This window comes from Nonomuraea sp. NPDC050556, assembly GCF_044457355.1.
Classification (GTDB): domain Bacteria; phylum Actinomycetota; class Actinomycetes; order Streptosporangiales; family Streptosporangiaceae; genus Nonomuraea.
Window position 1 is genome coordinate 694,777 of record NZ_JBITGU010000001.1, and the last position, 19,555, is coordinate 714,331.

Here is a 19,555-nt window from a genome sequence, read left to right on the forward strand (position 1 = left end):
CCAGCCGCAGCTTTGCGACCGGGCTCCACGCTCTGACTGTTGAAGAACAGGCCCCATCGCCTTCTCCTCCAAGAGTTCCCGAAGGAGAAGGCGCGGCGCTCAGTTCCTGATGTAGGTGGCGACCGGGCTGAGGTTGCCCGCCCTGTCGTGGGCGAAGACCGCCACATACTCGTCCGGCGGCAAGGTGACCGTGGCCTCGCGGCCCTCCACGTGACGTATGGCGGTCCCGGGGTAGCCGGGAGGGGCGCCGTAGAAGTAGCCCGTGATCCCCTCGTTCCCGTCAGGACCGAGCGTCATCGATTCGCCGGAGACCGACAGGGCCGGCGGCTGTTTCGGCCCGACCGCGTCGTACCCGAACTCACACCATGCGCTCCACTCGCCGTTCACCTCGTTGACGGTGTCCTCGCCCCGAGCCCGCCAGCGGTAGATCTGGCCGTCCTGAAGCTTGTCGGTCATCTCCATCGAGGTGTAAGCGCCCGAATACTGCGGGACCGTCGTCTTCTCCTCCACGGCTTCGCCGTCCAGCGTCTGGAACTGGAACCTGGCCACGATCGGCCCGCCGTCACGGTTGACGAAGCGGGCCGTGGGATAGGCGGCCCCGGGTCCGTACCACGGCCGGTCCTCGCCTCGTGCGCAGTTCGGACGGGGGAGCGTGAGCGGCGTCTGGTTCACCAGGATCGTCATGCCGGTCGGCACGTCCGGCGGCGACTTGGCGACCGTGAACGTGTGCCGGGCCGCCGGGCTGAGGTTGCCCGCCCTGTCGTAGGTCACCACCTCCAGGGTGTACTGGCCGGGCCGCCACGGCGTGAACGGCAGCGTGGCCGTGCCGTCCTCGCCGGCGGGCAGGTCGTAGGAGCCGTAGAGCGTGGCCCTGAACCCCACCACGTCGTGGGCGCCGTTGACGCTCAGCTTGAACTCGTCGGGCACGTCGACGCCGCCCACGGGGTCGCTCCCCGAGTAGATGGCGGCGCTCACCGTCGGAGCGGTCTCCGGCCCGACGAGGTCGAGGGCGTACTCGCACCACGGGCTCCACTCGCTCGTGGCCCAGCCGTCCTCGGCCCTGACCCGCCAGCGGTAACCACCCTCGTGCGTACCGGCGGGCAGCGACGAGGACAGCTCCGAGCCGTAGGTGGCCGGGGTGACCTACTCGCGCTGGCCGGTGCCGTCCGTCTTCTCCCACTGCCAGCGGCCGGAGGCCTCGCGGTCCTCCTCCAGCCGCACCGCCGCACGCACCTGGGGCGTGGCGGTGTTCAGGTAGGGACGGCTGTCGCACGGCTTGCGCTCGGTGGTGGGATCGGTCGGCGTGGGCGGCGCTGTCGCCGACTCCACGACCAGCTGCGCGGCGTTGCCGAAGACGAAGCTGCTCAGCGGGTCCTTCTCGTCGGTCGCCCGCAGGCCCAGCGTCACCGCTGAATCGTCACCGAGGAACGCCGCGGACACGTCGATCTCCAGCGGGTCGTTCCACGCGTACGTGACGGCCTTGACGTTCCAGGTCGGCTGAGCCTGCCAGGTCGTCCGCTGCCCTGCGGCTCCGGTGTTCCAGACCTCCAGGCCCCGCTCGCCCACCTGGCACGCCGACACGCGTGGCAGCTTGAGGGCGGCGCGCACCAGCCGCCGGTTCTCCAGCGGCGGCGGCTCGAAGGTGAGGAACGCACGCCGCGCCCGGCTGACCGGGGAGTCGTTCAGGCGGGTTCTGCTCTGCCTGCTGGGCTGAAGGCGGTGCGGTAGGCGCTGGGGGTGAGGCCCAGGCGCTTCACCAGGTGGTGGCGGAGGGTGTCTGCGCTGCCCAGGCCGCTGTGGCTGGCTACCTGGTCCATCGGCAGCGCGGTCGTTTCCAGGAGTTCTCTGGCGCGCTGGATGCGCTGGTGCAGGAGCCACTGCAACGGGCTGAGGCCGGTTTCTGCGTGGAAACGGCGGGTCAGGGTGCGGACGCTGGTGTGGGCGTGGGTGGCCAGGTCGGGCAGGGTCAGGGGCTCGTGCAGGTGGCGCAGGACCCATTCCCGGGTCTCGGCCAGGGAGGTGCCGCGTTCGGGTGGCAAGGGGGAGTCGATGAACTGGGCCTGGCCGCCGGGGCGCACGGGGGCGAAGACGGCGAGGCGGGCCACGGCGTTGGCCACGGCAGCGCCGTAGTCGGTTCTGATCATGTGCAGGCACAGGTCGATTCCGGCGCTGAGCCCGGCGGACGTGAGGATCTGGCCGTCCTCGACGTAGAGGACGTCGGGCTGGACTTCGATGGCGGGGAAGCGGCGGCTCAGTTCGCGTGAATGGACCCAGTACGTGGTGGCGGCTCGGCCGTCCAACAGCCCGGCTTGGGCGAGGGTGAAGGCGCCGGTGCAGATGGAGGCGACGCGTTTACCCGCGTCCGCCGCCTGGCGCAGGGCGTTCAGGACGCTGGGGTCGGCGTTGTCGCGGGCGCCTGAGCCGGTGACCATGACGGTGTCGGCGTCGGCCACGGCTTCCAGGCCGTGGTGGATCAGCACGTCCAGGCTGTAGGTGCCGGTGATGTGGCCGGGGTCGGCGGCGCACAAGACGACCTCATAGCCAGGGCCTCCGTCCACCTCGGCCGCGCCGAACACCATCTCGGGGATGGACAGGTCGAACACGGTCACGGGAGGGGTGGCGATGACGACGATACGGTGCATGGCCAAAACCTCCGGGTATCTGGCATTCCGGCCACTACTCTAGCTCCGCCACCGGCGCCACGCTGGTCCCATGACTTTCACCGTTGTTCTTGGAGCGGGTTCGACCGGTACGGCGACCGCCCGGCTGCTGGCCGACTCCGGCGAGCGGGTGCGCCAGATCACCCGGAGCGGCACCGGAGCCGAGCACCCGCTGGTCGAGCGGGTGGCTGCCGATGCCACCGACGCCGATGCACTGACCTCGCTGGTCCAGGGGGCGAGCACGATGATCAACTGTGCCGCGCCGCCGTACGACCGCTGGCCTGAAGAGTTCCCGGCGCTGGCGGCAGCGCAGCTGATCGCCGCGGAACGGACCGGGGTGGGTTTCGTGATGTTGAGCAATGTGTACGGCTATGGCCCGGTGGATGGGTCCTTCACCGAGGATCTGCCCATGGCGCCGACCACGATCAAGGGTGCGGTGCGGGCGCGGATCTGGGAGGACGCCCTGGCCTCGACGGCCAGGGTGAGCGAGGTGCGCGCCGCCGACTACCTCGGGGCGGGCGTCTACTCGCTGTTCAACCTGATGGTCACCGCGCCGCTGCTGGCCGGGGATCCCGCGGTCCTGCCCTACGACCTGGACGTGCAGCAGAGCTGGTCGTACGTCGGAGACGTCGCGCGCACGCTGGTCGCGGCGGCCGGGGACGAACGCTCCTGGGGGCGGGCGTGGCACGTGCCGTCGACGCTGATGTCCGCGCGGGAGCTGGCCGTACGGCTGGCGTCCCTGACGGGGGCGCCGGAGCCGAAGCTGGAGAGCCTGCCGCTGACCGGCCTCCGCGCCCTGGCCAAGGCCGACTCGATCATGGCCGAGGTCCCGGAGATGCAGTACCTCTACCGGCGGCCGTTCGTCCTCGACTCGACGTTCACCCGGGAAGCCCTCGGTCTCGAGGCCACCCCGCTGGACCGGGCGCTCCTCGAGATGGCGGGCCGCTAGGACATCCAACGCTTCCTCAACACCGGCTCAACATCCGCCCGCCTACGGTCTGAGCGCACGGAACGCCACACGGAGGAGGAAGCAATGCGCACAGCCATCGCGGGCGCGGCTCTGGCCGCTGCCGCCGTACTCACCCTCGGGCCGGGGGCTGCGCCGGCCGCCGCGGCGGACCCCAACTGCGGCGGCTCGGTCCGCGAGTCGTTCAACGCCTACACCAAGGTCCGCACGTGGAAGCTGACCTGGACCAACTGCGGCAGCCGCGGGTCGAGGAAGAAGATCGACATCGCCCGCGGCCCCGACCTGCACTGCTACTACATCCCCGGGGGTTCCTCACGCACGTGGTGGTTCGAGTCCTCGGTGAGGCTCTGGGCCCCGTACCCCCGCGGGTTCAAGAACTGCTAGGAGCTGGACGGCTGCGGTGGGGCGGATGAATAGCACCAGGAGTTGCCGTAGAAGGTGTCCGCGCTGTCACCGTCCTGCCCGCCGTCGTTGTCGGCCATCCAGAACCACTTGTGCAAGCCCCGATAGGCGTCCCACAGGGAACCGTTGACGTAGTGGTTGCCGGTGTTGTGGGAATGGCCGTACGCCCGCTGCTTCGGGTCACCCCCGGGACTGTCATTGATGTAGATCGCACTCGCGCTGCACCGGGTGTCCGCGTGCGCCGCCGTGGCGCCGCCCACGATGACCATGGCCCCTGCCAGGGAAATGGCCGCGGTGCCAAGGGCACCCCATCGCCTGATATTTCGCTTCATGTGCCGTACCTCAATCCCGTTCGGCGGATCCGACCTGCGCAGCCTACGTACGGTTGATCATGGAAGTCGTTAGCACAGCGCGCAGTGTTCTTGGCAGCGGGCGCACCGGGAGCTAAGCCGCGTCCAGGTAGGCGAGTACGGCGCGGACGCGGCGGTGGCCGGAGTCGTCCTGGGCAAGGCCGAGCTTGGCGAAGATGTTGCCGATGTGCTTGTGCACGGCGTTGTCCGAGATGCGCATCCGCTCGGCGATCGTGGCGTTGTCGTGGCCCTGCGCCATCAGGGCGAGCGCCTCCCGCTCGCGGGGCGTGAGCGTGTCCAGGGGGTCGCCGCCGCGCCGGACGAGGAGCTGGGCGATCACCTCGGGGTCCATCGCCGTGCCCCCGGCCGCGACGCGGCGCAGGGCGTCGATGAACTCGGCCACCCGCCCGATACGGTCCTTGAGCAGGTAGCCGATGCCGCCGCGCCCGTCGGAGAGGAGCTCCCCGGCGTACTCGCGCTCGACATACTGCGACAACACCAGGATCGGCAGCGCGCCGTGCTCGCGGCGGGCACGCAGCGCCGCATGGATCCCCTCGTCGCGGAACGACGGCGGCAGCCGTACGTCGACGATGGCGATGTCGGGGCGGTGCTCCGCGACGGCGTCGAGGAACGCCTCGCCGTCGCGGACGACCGCCGCGACCTCGCAGCCTTTCGCCGCCAGCAGCAGTTCCAGGCCGCTGGACAGCAGGACGTTGTCCTCGGCGATCACGACCCGCATGGGACCTCCTAGAGCAAGGGAATCTGTACGGCGAGCGTGGTGGGCCCGCCCGGTGGGCTGTCGAGGCGGACCGTGCCGTCCAGGGCGGCGACCCGCCGCCGGATCCCGGCGATCCCGGTGCCCCGCGCGTCGTCCGCGCCGCCCCGTCCGTCGTCGGCGACCTCGGCGGACAGCAGGTCGCCGGAGCGTTCGACCCGGAGGGACACCCGCGTGGCGGCGGCGTGCTTGGTCACGTTCGTCAGCGCCTCGGCGATCACGTAGTAGGCCACCGCCTCCACGGCCGCCGGGAGCGTCCCCAGATCGGTGAGCTCGACGTGGGCCGGGACGCTCGACCGGGCGGCCAGCGCCGCCAGCGCTCCGTCGAGCCCCCGGTCGGCGAGGATCGGCGGGTAGATCGTCTGGAGCACCGTGCGGAGCTCGACCATCGCCTCCTCCGTCGTCTCGTGCGCCTGCCGGAGCAGCGTCGCCAGCGGGTTCTGCTCGTCGGTGAGCAACTCCCTGGCCAGGCCGAGCTGCATGGCGATGGTGACCAGGCGCGCCTGCGTCCCGTCGTGCAGATCGCGCTCGATCCGCTGGAGCTCGGTGCCGTGGGCGTCGACGACGCCCACCCGGCTCCTGGTCAGCACGTCGACGCGTTCGGTGAGCTGCTCGCGGGCCGACTGCACGAGCATCGCCAGGCACAGCCGCGCGTGGAGCCGCGCCAGCACCGGCAGCCCCCACCAGGCCGCGGCGCTGAGGACGGCGACCTGCACGGAGCCCCCGGCCAGCGCGGTCGCCCAATCGTCCACGGGGACGTCGAGGAACGAGAACAGGGTGGGACGCGCGTCGTACGGAAACGCCCACCACGACGTCATCACCACCGCGCCGGTCAGGATGTTGCCCAGGCACAGAAGGGCGGCCAGCCCGAGCGTGAACCCGGCGAAGACGTGGGCGAACGCCCAGGCGAGGGCCCGCCGTACGCCGGGAGGCCCGTCGTCGGGAACGCCGAGCAGCTTGGCGGCCCGCCGCCGGTGCAGGCCCGCCCAGCCCCGCGCCGCTGGCGGCGCGAGCAGCACCGGCAGGGCGAGCGCTGTGAGTACGGCGGTGGCCAGCGTGCCCAGCAGGTAGACCGAGCCGGAGAACGCACGGTCGCGCATGGGCACCTCCCTCTCCCCGTCGAGGACTACAGCGGGCTGTAGTAACGCGCCTGCGGCCCGCTGTATCGTGCCGCACGGCCAGCCGAAATAGCGTACTCGATCATGAAAGCGACATTTCCCCTTGCTCTGATCGTCCTGTCCGCCGCCTTCGCGCTCCCGGCCAGAGCCGACAGCGGCCCGCTCGACTGGAAACCCTGCTCCCAGGGCGACCCCATCGGCAAGGAGCTCGACCGGGCGGGCGCCCGGTGCGTCGAGCTCACCGTGCCGCTCGACCACTCCAGACCGGCCGGCCGTACCATCAAGCTCGCGCTGTCCCGCCTGCCCGCCACCGACCGCGCCCACCGCATCGGCGCCCTCGTCCTCAACAGCGGCGGGCCCGGCGAGAGCACGCTGGGCATGCCCCTGCAGATGCGCGCGGCCATGAAGGACGTCGCCGCCCGCTACGACCTCATCGGCCTGGACCCGCGCTTCGTCGGGCGCAGCACGCCGATCGACTGCGGCTGGCCGATCGGCATGTGGATCCGCTCGGCCGGTCCGACCCGCGCCCGGTTCGACCGGCAGGTGGCGGTGCAGCGCGACCTGGCCGAGCGCTGCGCCCGGCGCCACGCCGACGTGCTCCCGTACGCCAACACGCGCGACACGGCCCGCGACATCGACCTCGTGCGCCGCGCCCTGGGGGAGCGGCGGATCTCCTTCTTCGGCGTCTCCTACGGCAGCTACCTGGGCGCGGTCTACACCCAGATGTTCCCCGGCCGCACCGACCGCGTGGTCATGGACAGCGCCGGGGATCCGCGCACGTGGGGCCCCAGGGCGATGCGGGGCGGGGAGGACGAGGCGGAACGCGCGCTGAGCGGCTGGGCGAAGTGGGCCGCTGAACGGCACGGCACCTACGGCCTCGGTGACACCCGCGCGGCCGTGCTCGCCACCGTGAACAAGATCGTTGCGCGGAAAGGCCCCCTGCGCGTCGGATCGCACGAGGTGGACAGCCAGACGGTTCCGTACATCCTGTCCATCGGACCGGGCGACGACCGCCCCGCGGCCCGCGCGGAGTTCGCCGCCACCGTCCGTACCCTGAACGAGGCGGCGCACGGCCGCCCCGCCGTACCAGGCCCGCAGCTCGAGGGATTCCTCAGGTTCGTCCTGACCAGCGCGGGCTCCCCGCTCGTCAGCCCGACCGCCGCGATCGTCTGCGGCGACCGCGCCGCGCCGCGCGACCCCGGCGTCTACTGGAACGACGTCCAGCGCAGCCGTACCCGCCACCCCCTCTTCGGCCCCCTCAAGAACACCATCTGGCCCTGCGCCTTCTGGCCGAACCGGCCGCGCGAGCCCCTCACGGTGATCGGCAACTCCACCCCCGCGCTGATCCTCTCCTCCACCGGCGACACCGCCACCACCTATGAGGGCAGCAGGGCCATGCACCGGGCGCTGACCGGCTCCCGCCTGCTCACCCTGCGCGGCGCCACCGCACACGGGATCTATGGCGAGTACGGCAACGCCTGCGTGAACACCAAGGTCAACGCCTACCTGGCCACCGGAGCCCTCCCCGCGGACTCCGTTTGCACTCCTGAACCGTAGGCTGTACGGTACAGCGTACGGCTTTAGTGAGGAGAACATTGTGAACATCCGGCCCTTCCGCCTCGAAACCGCCCAGGCCGACCTCGACGACCTGCGCGCGCGGCTCGACCGGGTGCGCTGGCCGGACGAGGTTCCCGGCCTCGGCTGGCAGTACGGAGTCCCGCTCGCCCACCTCAAGGACCTGGTCGAGCACTGGCGCACCGGCTATGACTGGGCCCGGGCGCAGGACGAGCTGAACCAGCACGACCAGTTCGTCACCGACATCGACGGGCAGTCCGTCCATTTCCTGCACATCCGCTCCGCCAGCCCCGACGCCCTGCCCCTGCTCGTCACCCACGGCTGGCCGAGCTCCCCGCTGGAGTACCTCGACGTGATCGAGCCGCTCAGCCGCGACTTCCACCTGGTCATCCCGTCGCTGCCCGGCTACGGGCTGTCCGGTCCGACCGCGGAGATGGGCTGGGGCTCCACCCGCATCGCCAAGGCCTGGCTGGAACTCATGGGCCGGCTCGGCTACCAGCGCTTCGGCGTGCAGGGCGGCGACTGGGGCACCTGGATCTCGCGCGAGGTCGGCGTCCTGGCCCCGGAACGGGTCGTCGGCATGCACGGCAACGGCATCATCTGCTTCCCGATCGGCGCGCCCGGCGAGTTCGACGGCCTCAGCGAGGTCGAGCAGGAACGGCTGGCCTTCCGCGAGCGGTACATGGGCGAGCAGTACGGCTACAAGCTCATCCAGTCCGCCAGGCCGCAGACCTTCTCGTACGGCATGGCCGACTCGCCGGTCGCGCTGCTGGCCTGGTTCGCGAGCGTCTACCACGAGTGGAGCGACCGCGACATCGACGCCGACCGCCTGCTCGGCACGGTCATGCTCTACTGGCTGACCAACACCGCAGGTTCGGCCGCCCGCTCCTTCGTCGAGACGCCCGACACCGACCAGGACACCAGCGTGGAGTGGGAGCTCAAGCCGGCCACCGTACCCACGTCGATCTCGGTGTTCCCCAAGGACATCCTGCGGCCCATCCGCCGCTTCGCCGAGCGCGACAACAACATCGTGGGCTGGGTGGAGCACGAGCGCGGCGGCACGTTCGCCGCGCTGGAGCAGCCGGAGGCGTTCGTCACCGACGTACGAGCCTTCTTCACCAGCCTGTGAAGCCGCCCGTCACGCCTGCGCGGTAGCGCGCAGGGAGACGTCCAGGCTGCTCATGAGCTGTGCGACCCGGTTCTTCGCCGTCGGCGCGAGGGGGTAGCGAGAAAGCACGGAGATCAGTTCCGGAGTGGCCCGCTGACGGGCCTGTTCGATCAGCATGGCTCCGACCGTGGGGTCGTCGCCCGCGTTCAGCTCGCCGATGCGAGCGGCGCTCGCGGCGGCCCGCAGGATGTGGCCGACCTGGGTGGCCTGCGAGATCGGGTGCAGATAGGCGGCGGAGGCGGCGTCACCGGCACACCGCGCGGCGAGGCGGGCCACTTCGGCGCCCGCCTCCTTCGCGGCTCGGTGCGCGTCCAGCGAGGTGGTGCGCTGCAGTTTGGTCCTTCTCGCACCGTTGACGAACTCCCACGCGGCATCCAGCGCGGCGCGCGGACGCGGGTCGTCGGGAACCGCCGCTTCGAACACGGGCAGGACGTCCTGGGCGCTCTCCGCCACGTAGCGCGCGACGACGCGCAGCTCGTCCATGGTCAGCTCGAAATCGCCGGAAACAACGGTCATGATCTCGATCCTCCCATCATTTACAGGCGACCGAAACAGCGTTTCCAGGCTCCCCGCGATTTCCGGGGAGTTAGAGAGACCTGGCTTGCTTGATCGTTGATTTCGATGCAATGTGAGCACTTGGTGCCATTGTCGTCGGCGGTGGGAGTGGCGCCTTTCGGTGAGGGGAGGCTGCCGAGTTCGGGGCTTGGCCTGGTATTCGCCAGGAAGTCCCTGGTTTTCTGTGCCCATTGTCGGCTGCGGGGGATTTCTTTTGTTTGTGCGCGGCTCCGTGCTGCGCGAATTCATTCTGCGGGCTTGAAAAGGCGAGGAGTCCGGCGATGCAGAACAAGAACCTGGTGAAGGTCTACAGCGACCGCGAGTACATCGCGACCACGATGGTGCGGCACGACGGGAAAGTGGTGGCCTTCGCGGTCGACGCCGACCGCAGGATCCACTACACCGTCCTCGGCCTGGACCAGGCCGACCGGGCGCGCGGAGCGCTCGACGCGGCGTACTGGAACAACGATCCCCAGCCGCTGCCCTTCCCCGCCGAGATCGTCGACGTGGCCAGGAACTCCCCGGTGGGGGTCATTCCGACGGTGAAGAAGATGGGCGGGGACGAGGTCACGCCCCCCGACACGCTGCTTACGGGGGAGAGCGACCCGTTCCTGTCGACGACGGCTCGCCTGACCGCGGCCGCCCCGATCCACGCCATGTCCGACGGCCGCCACATCCTGGTGTTCCGGCAGTCCGTGGCCGCCGGCGAGCCGGGCTCGGTGTACGCGCTGACCGGCGGCCTCTTATCGGGCAACGCCGGCCATCCGCGCCTGCTCAACGGGGTCGCGACGGCGCAGACGGACGGCTCCCTGCTGTGCGACCGGTTCGTCCTGGTCGGCTCGGAGCTGCGGCCGGTCGTCGAGGTGCGCTACCAGCGCAGCCGCAGCAGGACCAGCCCCGCCTCGGGCGGCGACACCCTGGGGACCCGCGACATGGAGGGGCGGCTGTTCCACGAGCCGACCCAGAAGTTGTCGTTCGTGCGGAAGCTGATCGAAGGCAGGTTCACCGTCCTGCTCCTGCCCACCGCGGTGCAGGGGGTGTCGCGCTGGCAGATCTTCGCCGTCGAAGGCTCCTGCGTTTACAGCTACAACCTGGAACAGGGCGCCGACGGCCTGTTCAACGCCGAGGGCAGCCAGTTCTACACCAGCCCCGACCCCAAGTTCGCCGGCTCGGTGCTGGAGCGGGCGCCCGGCATGGACTCCCACACCGGGCGGGCGCTGGTGCCGGTGCTTCCCCCGCGCGACCAGGCGGGCACCGCGCTGCGCTTCAACGGCGCCAAAACCTGCCCGGTGCTCGGAGGCAACGCGGGCAGGGCCGCACCCGCCGGGCCGTACACGATCGAGGTGTGGGTCAAGCCCACCGTGGCGGCCAAGAGCGTCATCGTGGGCCGCATCGGCGATGCCGCGACCCTGTCCCTGTCCGTCAAGCTGGGACTGACCGCCGACGGCAAGCTCGAGTTCGTCCACGGTCCCGACACCGCCGTGGCGGGCTCGCCGATGCCGCTGGGCGTGTACTCCCACGTGGCGGCCGTGTTCGACGGGGCGCGGATGCGGCTGTTCCTCAACGGGGCGCAGGTGGCCGCCCAGCCTTCGACGGCCGTGGTGCCGTGCACGTCCGCGCTGCAGATCGGCAAGGGCATGCTCGCCGGGCTGAGGGTCTACGACCAGTTCACCGGCGACATCGACGAGCTGCGGGTGTGGAGTGTCGCCCGCACCGACTTCGCCGACAGAGAGCGGCGGCCGAGTGGCGACGAGCCCGGCCTGTTCACCTATTTCCGCTGCGACGAGGGCATGGGCATCAAGCTGAACGACCGGACCGCGAACGGCTTCAGCGCCAACATCAGCATCCGCACCGACATCCTTGGCGCCAGCCCGGCCTGGGTGACCTCGGACGCGCCCCTCTACGACGGCCCGGGGGTGGTGCGGTCCTTCTTCACCATGGTCGGGCGAACGCCTGCCTCCGCCCCGGCAGCGACGCTGTTCTACCAGCAGGAGCCCGTGGTGACCGGCTACGGGACCTCCGCCGCCCAGGAGAAGCGGCAGGGACGCGTGCTGCTGGCCTTCGCCACGTCGGGTCCGCCGCCCCAAGGGCAGCCGGCCGGCCGCTTCTTCGTGACCGCTTTGGACCTGGCGGTCTCGCAGGACGGCAGGCTGGCCGCCCTGCCGGAGGTCATCGACCTGGCCTGGGTCGGGAAACCCGGCTCCACGGCCGGCCTGGAGCAGCGCCAGGCCGCCGAGGCCGCCGTGACCGAGGCACGCGGCCGCTACTACACCGACAAGGCGCTGGCGGACGAGCTGATCTCCACCAGCGCCCGCCTGGCCGGCATCCATGACACGCTGCACGGCGGGGTGCCCGGGTTCACCCTGCACGACCTCAACAAGAACATCCTCGGGCCGGCCAGGGCGAGGGAGCGCGAGTGGGAGCGTGCCCTCCTCGTCGAGGCCCAGTACCACTTCGACCGCTTCCAGGAGCAGGACGCCGCCAGGCGCCGGTTGGGCGCCGACCTGGCCGCCCTGACGGCGGCGCAGGACGCGCTGGCGACGCTGACCGGCGGCCTGCAGGGCGGCGCCGGAGAGGTCCTGCCGATGCCCTCGGTCTGCGTGGACCGCCGGGGGCTGAACGTGCTCGGGGCGGTGCTGGCCTTCGCCTGGACGAACGATTCGCCCTCCCTGCTGGACAGCTCGGCGGGGGAGGTGGTGCTGTACTTCCGCGGCGGCGCTGGTGAGTTCTTCGCCGCCTACTATCCGGCCACCGTCTCCCCCGCCGTCAAGCAGCTCAAGGTCGCCGACGGGGCGATCCGGTTCACCAGCCGCGAGATCTCGGCGGCTCTGACCGACTTCTCGGTGAAGGTGAGCGCGGCAGGCTCGGGGACGTGCACGGTGACCGTGTCCAAGGGGACGGTGACGGAGACCTACACGAACGTGCCGCAACGCGCCGACCACCTGGCCGCCGTGCTCAACGGGCCGGTGCAGGGCGCGGATCTGGGCACGCTCATGGCGGTCCAGGACAAGGTCGTGCTGCTGGTGGAGCCGCTCCTCATCACGCTGCCGCCCGGCTCGGCGATCGCGGTGGGGGAGGAGGTCCGCACGATCGCCACGTCGCAGGTGGGCTCGCCGCAGCTCACCCTGACCGCCGGCGGCCTGACCGCCAAGCCGGGCGCCAAGGTGCGCAAGGCGATCTACGACTACACCCAGGCCTCCTGCAGCACCCCGGCAGTCTCGCTGGCCAGCGGATCGCTCCTGGTCAGGGCCGACGCCGGAGCCGCTGTCGCGCCGGTGGCCGACGGCACCGCCACCGATGTCCGCGGGCCGCTCGTCCCGCGCTGGCAGGGTGACGCGCCAGGGCGCGCCTTCTCCTTCGACGCCATCGCCCAGCACCGCCTGGAGATCTCCGACGTCTCCAAGCTGGCCAAGCTCGCCGCGCCGGGAGACATGGCGATCGAGGCCTGGGCGTTCCCGACCTTCGTCGACGGGCCGGTCCGGGTGCTGAACACCGACCTGGGCAACAACTCCCGCTACTCGCTCGGCCTGGACAAGGCGCCGCTGCCGTCGGGCAAGAGCGGCTACGTCCTGCTGGCCGGGGTCAACGACCAGGTCGTGCGCGGCACCGAGCCGTTCGCGCTGGAGGAGTGGGCGCACCTGGCCGTCTCGTTCAAGCAGAGCCGTGCGATCGCCATGGACGGCAGCGGTCACCTCAACGCGGGCGGGGCAGGCGGCCTGGACCTCGTCGACGACCTCACGATCGAGGCGTTCGTGAGCCTGGACACCCTGGGCTTCAGGCAGGGCCTGGTGGGCAAGGGCGCGATGGGCGCCGGTCTCCGCCGCGCCGTGCCGTACAGCCTGTATGTCGAGGCCGACGGGCAGCTCGCCTTCGGCTTCGAGGCCGGGTCCGGCGGCGACGGGCAGCAGAAGACCTACCTGTCGGGGGCCTTCCTCAAGCCCAAGGAGTTCACCAAGGTCGCGGTCACCCGCAAGAACCCCACCGGCATCTCGGGCTCGGTGGAGATCTGCTTCTACGTCAACGGCAAGATCGTGGGCAACGTCCACGAGTACGGCGGCGCCAAGCCGGTCGGCAACGACTCTCCCGTCCACCTCGGCAGCCACCAGGTGGGAAAGGAGACGTTCGGGCTGCGCGGCGTGCTGACGGAGGTGCGGATCTGGTCGGTGGCCAGGAACTCCAAGCAGATCGCCGTGCCGATCACCAAGAAGGCCACCGGCCTGACCGCGTGGTGGACCTTCTCCGAGTCCAGGGGCACCCAGACGGCCGACCTGTGCGACGCCTACCCGGCCACGTTGTCGGCGGTCACCCGCGTCGCCACCCCCGACCCCGAGGGCAACGAGTTCACCTTCTACCGCAACGGCGTCCCCACCCCCGCCAAGCTGGTCACCGACCCGGGAAGCCGGCTGATGCAGGTGAAGAAGAGCCCCGCGCACAGCGCCGTGGCCGCACGCAAGCTTCCGACGGGGTACGGCGAGGCGTACACGGGTGACCTGGACGAGATCCGCGTGTGGCGCAGCGCCCGCACCCAGGAGCAGATCCTGGACAACATGTTCGGCCGCATCCGCGGCGACCGGCAGGACCTGCTCGCCTACTATCCCTTCGGCATCGAGGACACCGCGGCCGGAGCGCAGGTGCACGACGCGGGCCTGGGCGGCAACCACCTGACCCAGTCCACGCCGGCCCCGAGGATCGTGCTGTCCAGCGCGCCGATCTCCTCCGACACCGCCGAGGTGCGTTCGGCGCTGACCGGCCTGCGCAGCCCCTTCCACACCACCACCACCCGCACGCCTGCCGCCACCGAGTACGGCGACGTCCAGCAGAACGCCGAGGGCATGACGTTCGGGGTGATGAAGCGCGCCTACTCCTACCTGCAGCCGAGGAAGTGGGTGCTGGTCACCGGGTACAAGGTCGGCGAGCTGACCACCACGTGGGTGGGTCAGGCGCAGTTCGACCCGCAGCTCATCGGCTACATCGAGGGCGCCCCGCCGGTCCCCTCGGAGAACCTCGTCACCAGCGGGAGCGACTACAGCAACGCCTCGTCCGTCGCGTTCGTGCAGGCCGACAACGTCGTCAACACCCTGTCCTCGCAGAAGGAACACAGCATCGACACCTCGGTGAAGTTCTCGTTCGACATGGCGTGGAAGAGCGACGTCATGACGGTCCAGGCGCCCCTGGGTGTCGGCACCGCCACCCCCGCAAGCTCGACCGCCTACGAATACAACATCAACACCCAGTTCGACTTCTCCAACAGCTGGAGCAACGAGGCGCGGGTCTCCCAGGGCACCAACACGACCCGCACCAGCAAGGTCGAGCTCACCGGCGGCTGGGAGGACCCCGACGCGCGCCGTCAGGTCAACCCGGCCGCCGGGCGGCGCTGGGTCCCGGCCAACACCGGCTTCGCCGTCGTGCAGTCGGAGACCGCCGACCTCTACGCGCTGCGGCTGGTCCACAGCGGCGCCCTGGTCGCCTACCGGATGCTGCCCAGCCCCGGCATCCCCCGCGACTGGAACCTCATCCCCTTCCCGATCAACCCCCGCTACACCAAGCAGGGCACCCTGGACGGCTTGGTCGGCTTCGCCGAGCAGGGCACGGCCAAGGAGCTGCGGCCCTTCGCCGACCCCCACTTCCCCAACGCCGCCGACGGCCTGCGCGGCGAGTTCAGCTACTACCGGCCGGGTGAGGCCTACCGGCTCAAGAAGCGCATCCAGCGCGAGGAGCAGCAACTGCAGAGCTTCTACGAGTCGGTCTCCACCGAGACCCACGCTCCCGACCTCACTCGCGCCCAGGCCGCCAAGGTGCTCAACGGGATGATGGGCGGCACCGGAGCGGAGATCGAGCCAGGCGTCAACCGGGAGGCGCTCAGGAACGCCACCCGCTCAGCCTCTCGGCGCAACATCGCCAACACCTACGTGTGGACCGCCGCCGGAGGATTCTTCGCCGAGACCACCGGCACCACCGACCAGGTCACCGAGACCGTCACCGGCTCCTACTCCTTCAACGCCACCATCGGCGGCCACTTCGCGGTCAGCTTCGACGTCGTCGGGACAGGCTGCAAGTTCGGCGTGGAGGCGTCGTTCGGCACCGGATACAGCGTCACCCGCAGCAAGTCGAAGGACGCTACCAGGACCTTCAGCCTCGACGTCAACTGCGCCCCAGGGCGCCAGCTCCAGCGCTTCGAGGGCGACACCCCGCTGTTCGACAAGGACGGCAAGCCCGCCCTGGTGCCCGGCCGGGTCGACGCCTACCGGTTCATGAGCTTCTACCTGGACACCAGCACCGACAACTTCGAGGACTTCTACGGTAAGGTCATCGACCCCGAGTGGCTGGAGCGCAGCACGGAACCCAACGCTCTGGCGCTCAAGCGGGCCCGCCAGAGCGACCGCAAGCCGCCCTGCTGGCGCATCCTGCACCGTGTCACCTTCGTCAGCCGGGTCCTGCCCACCACCCCCGGCGCCAAGCCGTCCCTGCAGCAGGTCATGGCCACGCAGAAGATCACCAGCACCTACGCCCTGGTCAAGCGCCTGGAACCCTACCTGGGCACCTCCATCGGCAACCCCACCGACCTGACCGCCAAGGCCAAGTCCGTCATCTCCGAGCACTTCCCGGCGTTCGTCCCCTACATCAACGACATCGCCGTCCTGCTCACCGACTACTACCTCACGACGGAGTCCACCGCTTCCGGTACCTCCGTCGCCTCGGTCGCCTCCCCGCCCGCATCCACCGCTCCTGCCCTGCCGCCCGTCCCCACCCGCGCCCACATCGTGGCTGGGCACATCGAGAAGGTCCTCGACATCGCCCAGTCGTCACTCGCCGACGGCGGGCAGGTCGTGATGTCGACCTGGGTCAGCGGCGCCAACCAGAAGTTCTCCCTGAGCCCGGTCGGCGACGGCTACTACGCCATCATCGCCAAGCACAGCGGGAAGGCGCTGACCGTCACCGGGGCAGGCACCGTGAACGGCACCGGGGTGCAGCAGCGGGGGTGGGAGGCGACCGACCATCAGAAGTTCAGGCTCGTTCCGAAGGGCAACGGGTCCTTCGGCATCCTGGCCAAGCACAGCGGGCTGGCGTTGACCGTTTACAGCGCGCTGCAGACGGACGGCGCGGCGATCCAGACGTGGGACTGGGTGGGGTCGGCCCACCAGAGCTGGCAGCTCCGCGCCATGGACGACAGCACCTGGTAGGGCGGGGCATCCGCCCTACAGGGTTGTCTTGAGCAGGGTCTCGACCCGGGCCGCCTCGGTTCTGTCGCCGCTCTGGAGGAAGAGGGCGAGCGCCTCGTGCAGGCGATCGCGGTTGCCCTCCACCTCGCCCAGGACGGTCAGTGCCAGGCCCATGGCGAAGGCGAGATCGAGCTTGCGGCCCAGCTCCAGAGCCAGATGCGCGTACTCGACGGCCTGCTCCGTCTCCTCGACGGCCAGGTGGGCGGCCGCCAGCCTGGCCAGGGTGAGGGCTTCCCACATGGGTTCCAACACGGCACGGTGCAGGGTGAGGGCCTCGGTCAGCAGCTCGATCGCCGGACGCGGCCGCTCGGCGATCACCATGACGACGCCTGCCTGGAACAGCGCGAACGCCAGGTTGCTCTCGTCGTCGAGGGCGCGGCCGAGTTCGACCATGCGCTGCGCCGCGCGCGTCGCCGGTTCGTGCTCTCCGGCCGCGGCCAGGATGCGGGCCTGGAGGGCGAGCGCACCGGACTCTCCGTACGGATCACCCAGCTCGCGGAACAGGGTCAGCGCCTGCTCGCTCTGGCCGATCGCCTCCGAGCTGTGGCCCTGGCGGCGGGAGATGTTGGCCAGCTGGTACAGGGCGCAGGCCCGCAGGAACGGCATGTCCTGGTCGTGGATGACGGGGACGGCCCGCTCCAGCTCGGCCCTGGCCTGGTCCAGCTCGTCCCTGAAGGACAGCAGCAGGCCGCGCTGGACCCTGGAGAACGCCTCGCTGGCCGGGTCGGCGCTCAGGACGGCGCCGTCCGCCAGCGCGCGCAGGGTCGGGTCGACCTCCTGCCAGTAGGGGAGGAGTTCCATCAGCATCTGGGCGACGTACATCAGCTCGGCGGCCAGGCGCAGCGCCCTGCCTCCTGGCGTGCGTGCTGCCTGGCGGCTGACGGCGAGCAGGCCCTTCAGCTCTGCCCGCGTCCAGTCGTAGACGTCCTGGGACGTCTTGAGGGGGATGCCGGGCACAGCGCTGCCGGTCAGGTGGTCCTCGATGGGCGACTTGGGGTTGACGACGCGGGCCCCGGCGAGCGCCGTGCTCAGGGAGAAGCCGAGCGCTCGTTCCAACGCCTGCTCGCGTTCCTGGTCGGGCTGCTGGCGGGCGTAGGCGCGCAGCAGGTCGTGATGGCGGTAGCGGCCGGCGGTGGCCGACTCCAGCAGGCTGAGGTCGACCAGGGACTCCAGGAGGTCGTCCGCCTCGTAGGCGTCGAGGCCGAGGATCGCGGCGGCGGTAGGCAGGGACAGGTCGGGACCGTCGGGGACGGCGGTCAGGCGGAACGCGCGGGCCTGGCCGGGGGTGAGCTGGCGGTAGGACAGCTCGAAGGTCGCGTCGACGGCCAGGCTGCCGGAGCGCAGCGCTTTGAGCCGGTTGTGCTCGTCGGCCAGCCGGTCGGCCATGGATTCCAGGCTCCACGCGGGCCGGCTGGCCAGCCGGGAACCCGCCACCCTGAGGGCCAGCGGCAGGTGACCGCACAACTCTGCCAGCCGTACGGCTTGCGCGGGCTCCGCCGCACTCCGGTCGGCGCCGATGATCTTCGCCAGGAGGGTCAGCGAGTCCGCGGGCGGCAGGAGTCCCAGGTCGACGCCCTGCACGTTGACCAGGTCGTAGAGCTTGGCCCTGCTGGTGACCAGGACGCCGCAGGTCGGGCTGCCCGGCAGCAGGGGGAGCACCTGCTGCGCGTCCCGGGCGTTGTCGAGCAGGAGCAGGATCCGCCGCCCGGCCAGCGTGGAGCGCCACAGCGCGGCTCGGTCGGCCTGCTTGTCGGGGATGCCGTCGTCGGCGACGCCCAGCGCCCGCAGGAGGGTGGCCAGCGCGAGGGAGGGGTCGGTCGGTGCGGTGCCCGTGCCGTGCAGGTCGACGTGGAGCTGCCCGTCCGGGTACTGCTCCCGCACCAGGTGGGCGACCTGGACCGCCAGCGTCGTCTTGCCCACCCCGCCGATCCCGGACAACGCGGACACCGCGACCGTCCGGCCCTCGGCCAGTGCGCCGATCAAGGCTTGGATCTGCTCCTCGCGGCCGGTGAAGTCGGCTGTGGCGGCAGGCAACTGCTCGGGGACCGCGGTGGGGAGAAGCTGCTCCCGCAGGCCGCGCAGATCCTCGCCCGGGGCGAGGCCGAGGTCCTCGTCCAGCAGCCGTTCGACGGCGTCGAACACCGCCAGCGCCTCCGCCCGGCGGCCGCAGGCCACCAGGGCGCGCATGAGCAGCGCCCGCACCGTTTCCCGATACGGCGCCTGCGCCACCAGTGCGGTCAGCTCCGCGACCGCCTCGTCCGGCCTGCCGCGATCGATGTCCCGGGCGCAGGCGGCCTCCACCGCGGCCAGCCTGCCCTCGTCCAGATGCGCCCGTCGCGCCGCGCCGTACCCGCCGGGCAGATCGGGCAGCGGCTCGCCGTTCCACAGCGCCAGCGCCTTCCGGTGCTCATCCGCGCCGACCAGGTCGCGGAAGCGGGCCAGATCGGTGCCCACTCCGGAGAGCGCGTAGCCGCCGCCCAGCGACACCAGGCGGTCGTGCCCGAGCACGGCGCGCAGCCGGGAGACGTACAACCGCAGCATCGCCACCGCGCTGGGCGGTGGCTCCTGGCCCTCCCAGAGGATCTCGATCAGTTGCCCCCGCTGCACCGGGCGGCCCTCCGACAGGACCAGCGCGCAGAGCAGCGCCCGCTGCTGTGGCGGGCCGAGATCGACCTCCACCCCATCCCGCCAGGCCCGCACCGGACCAAGAACAGCGACCTGAACCCCCGTAGCACTCACGGTGAAGAGTACCGCGGTGGCTGTTA

Annotated in this window: 13 protein-coding genes; 5 read left to right on the forward strand and 8 right to left on the reverse strand. The window is 70.8% G+C overall.

The window, feature by feature from the left end:
* Window positions 1–99 precede the first annotated feature (99 nt).
* The 3 genes from ACIBG8_RS03520 to ACIBG8_RS03530 all read right to left on the reverse strand — a co-directional run bounded on the left by ACIBG8_RS03520 (window position 100) and on the right by ACIBG8_RS03530 (window position 2,642).
* Entirely contained in the window at window positions 100–975 is an 876-nt protein-coding gene (locus ACIBG8_RS03520) for a hypothetical protein (RefSeq protein WP_397340891.1), read from the reverse strand.
* Between the two features lie 168 nt (window positions 976–1,143).
* Complete coding sequence (locus ACIBG8_RS03525; RefSeq protein ID WP_397340893.1) at window positions 1,144–1,581, reverse strand: hypothetical protein; 438 nt, start codon at window positions 1,579–1,581, stop codon at window positions 1,144–1,146.
* A gap of 101 nt (window positions 1,582–1,682) precedes the next feature.
* On the reverse strand, window positions 1,683–2,642 hold the full coding sequence (locus ACIBG8_RS03530; RefSeq protein WP_397340894.1) for a GlxA family transcriptional regulator: 960 nt from the start codon (window positions 2,640–2,642) through the stop codon (window positions 1,683–1,685).
* Window positions 2,643–2,712: 70 nt separating this feature from the next.
* Here ACIBG8_RS03530 and ACIBG8_RS03535 point away from each other — a divergent pair, with 70 nt between their 5' ends.
* Together ACIBG8_RS03535 and ACIBG8_RS03540 are read left to right on the forward strand one after the other, a co-directional pair.
* Complete coding sequence (locus ACIBG8_RS03535; RefSeq protein WP_397340895.1) at window positions 2,713–3,609, forward strand: NAD-dependent epimerase/dehydratase family protein; 897 nt, start codon at window positions 2,713–2,715, stop codon at window positions 3,607–3,609.
* Between the two features lie 84 nt (window positions 3,610–3,693).
* Entirely contained in the window at window positions 3,694–4,011 is a 318-nt protein-coding gene (locus ACIBG8_RS03540; RefSeq protein ID WP_397340896.1) for a hypothetical protein, read from the forward strand.
* Here ACIBG8_RS03540 and ACIBG8_RS03545 read toward each other — a convergent pair.
* The 3 genes from ACIBG8_RS03545 to ACIBG8_RS03555 all read right to left on the reverse strand — a co-directional run bounded on the left by ACIBG8_RS03545 (window position 4,008) and on the right by ACIBG8_RS03555 (window position 6,254).
* Window positions 4,008–4,361 carry a hypothetical protein gene (locus tag ACIBG8_RS03545; RefSeq protein ID WP_397340897.1) on the reverse strand — a complete coding sequence of 118 codons (354 nt, stop codon included), beginning with the start codon at window positions 4,359–4,361 and terminating at the stop codon, window positions 4,008–4,010. The genes ACIBG8_RS03540 and ACIBG8_RS03545 overlap by 4 nt on opposite strands.
* Before the next feature lie 112 nt (window positions 4,362–4,473).
* The gene (locus ACIBG8_RS03550) at window positions 4,474–5,118 is read right to left on the reverse strand and encodes a LuxR C-terminal-related transcriptional regulator (protein ID WP_397340898.1); all 645 of its coding nucleotides are present in this window, start codon (window positions 5,116–5,118) and stop codon (window positions 4,474–4,476) included.
* An 8-nt stretch (window positions 5,119–5,126) separates the two neighbouring features.
* Window positions 5,127–6,254 carry a histidine kinase gene (locus ACIBG8_RS03555; RefSeq protein WP_397340899.1) on the reverse strand — a complete coding sequence of 376 codons (1,128 nt, stop codon included), beginning with the start codon at window positions 6,252–6,254 and terminating at the stop codon, window positions 5,127–5,129.
* A 102-nt stretch (window positions 6,255–6,356) separates the two neighbouring features.
* Between ACIBG8_RS03555 and ACIBG8_RS03560 the strand changes: the two genes are divergently transcribed.
* Together ACIBG8_RS03560 and ACIBG8_RS03565 are read left to right on the forward strand one after the other, a co-directional pair.
* Window positions 6,357–7,829, forward strand: a complete 1,473-nt coding sequence (locus ACIBG8_RS03560) for an alpha/beta hydrolase (RefSeq protein WP_397340900.1) — start codon at window positions 6,357–6,359, stop codon at window positions 7,827–7,829.
* A 40-nt stretch (window positions 7,830–7,869) separates the two neighbouring features.
* Window positions 7,870–8,976 (forward strand): epoxide hydrolase family protein, encoded by a 1,107-nt coding sequence (locus ACIBG8_RS03565; protein ID WP_397340901.1) that lies wholly within the window; start codon window positions 7,870–7,872, stop codon window positions 8,974–8,976.
* Window positions 8,977–8,985: 9 nt separating this feature from the next.
* Here ACIBG8_RS03565 and ACIBG8_RS03570 read toward each other — a convergent pair whose 3' ends face one another.
* On the reverse strand, window positions 8,986–9,531 hold the full coding sequence (locus ACIBG8_RS03570) for a putative immunity protein (RefSeq protein WP_397340902.1): 546 nt from the start codon (window positions 9,529–9,531) through the stop codon (window positions 8,986–8,988).
* Between the two features lie 320 nt (window positions 9,532–9,851).
* Here ACIBG8_RS03570 and ACIBG8_RS03575 point away from each other — a divergent pair, with 320 nt between their 5' ends.
* Window positions 9,852–16,751, forward strand: a complete 6,900-nt coding sequence (locus tag ACIBG8_RS03575; protein WP_397340903.1) for a LamG-like jellyroll fold domain-containing protein — start codon at window positions 9,852–9,854, stop codon at window positions 16,749–16,751.
* 15 nt (window positions 16,752–16,766) lie between these two features.
* Here the strand turns inward: ACIBG8_RS03575 and ACIBG8_RS03580 are convergent, their stop codons facing one another.
* A complete protein-coding gene (locus tag ACIBG8_RS03580) occupies window positions 16,767–19,490 on the reverse strand; it encodes a BTAD domain-containing putative transcriptional regulator (RefSeq protein WP_397340904.1) in 2,724 nt (907 codons plus the stop codon).
* Window positions 19,491–19,555 lie beyond the last annotated feature (65 nt).

Bases quoted from the DNA above. Each gene is read 5' to 3' on its own strand.
- ACIBG8_RS03530 (WP_397340894.1), bottom strand. From the start codon at position 2,642: ATGCACCGTATCGTCGTCATCGCCACCCCTCCCGTGACCGTGTTCGAC.
- ACIBG8_RS03535 (WP_397340895.1), top strand. From the start codon at position 2,713: ATGACTTTCACCGTTGTTCTTGGAGCGGGTTCGACCGGTACGGCGACC.
- ACIBG8_RS03540 (WP_397340896.1), top strand. From the start codon at position 3,694: ATGCGCACAGCCATCGCGGGCGCGGCTCTGGCCGCTGCCGCCGTACTC.
- ACIBG8_RS03545 (WP_397340897.1), bottom strand. From the start codon at position 4,361: ATGAAGCGAAATATCAGGCGATGGGGTGCCCTTGGCACCGCGGCCATT.
- ACIBG8_RS03550 (WP_397340898.1), bottom strand. From the start codon at position 5,118: ATGCGGGTCGTGATCGCCGAGGACAACGTCCTGCTGTCCAGCGGCCTG.
- ACIBG8_RS03555 (WP_397340899.1), bottom strand. From the start codon at position 6,254: ATGCGCGACCGTGCGTTCTCCGGCTCGGTCTACCTGCTGGGCACGCTG.
- ACIBG8_RS03560 (WP_397340900.1), top strand. From the start codon at position 6,357: ATGAAAGCGACATTTCCCCTTGCTCTGATCGTCCTGTCCGCCGCCTTC.
- ACIBG8_RS03570 (WP_397340902.1), bottom strand. From the start codon at position 9,531: ATGACCGTTGTTTCCGGCGATTTCGAGCTGACCATGGACGAGCTGCGC.
- ACIBG8_RS03575 (WP_397340903.1), top strand. From the start codon at position 9,852: ATGCAGAACAAGAACCTGGTGAAGGTCTACAGCGACCGCGAGTACATC.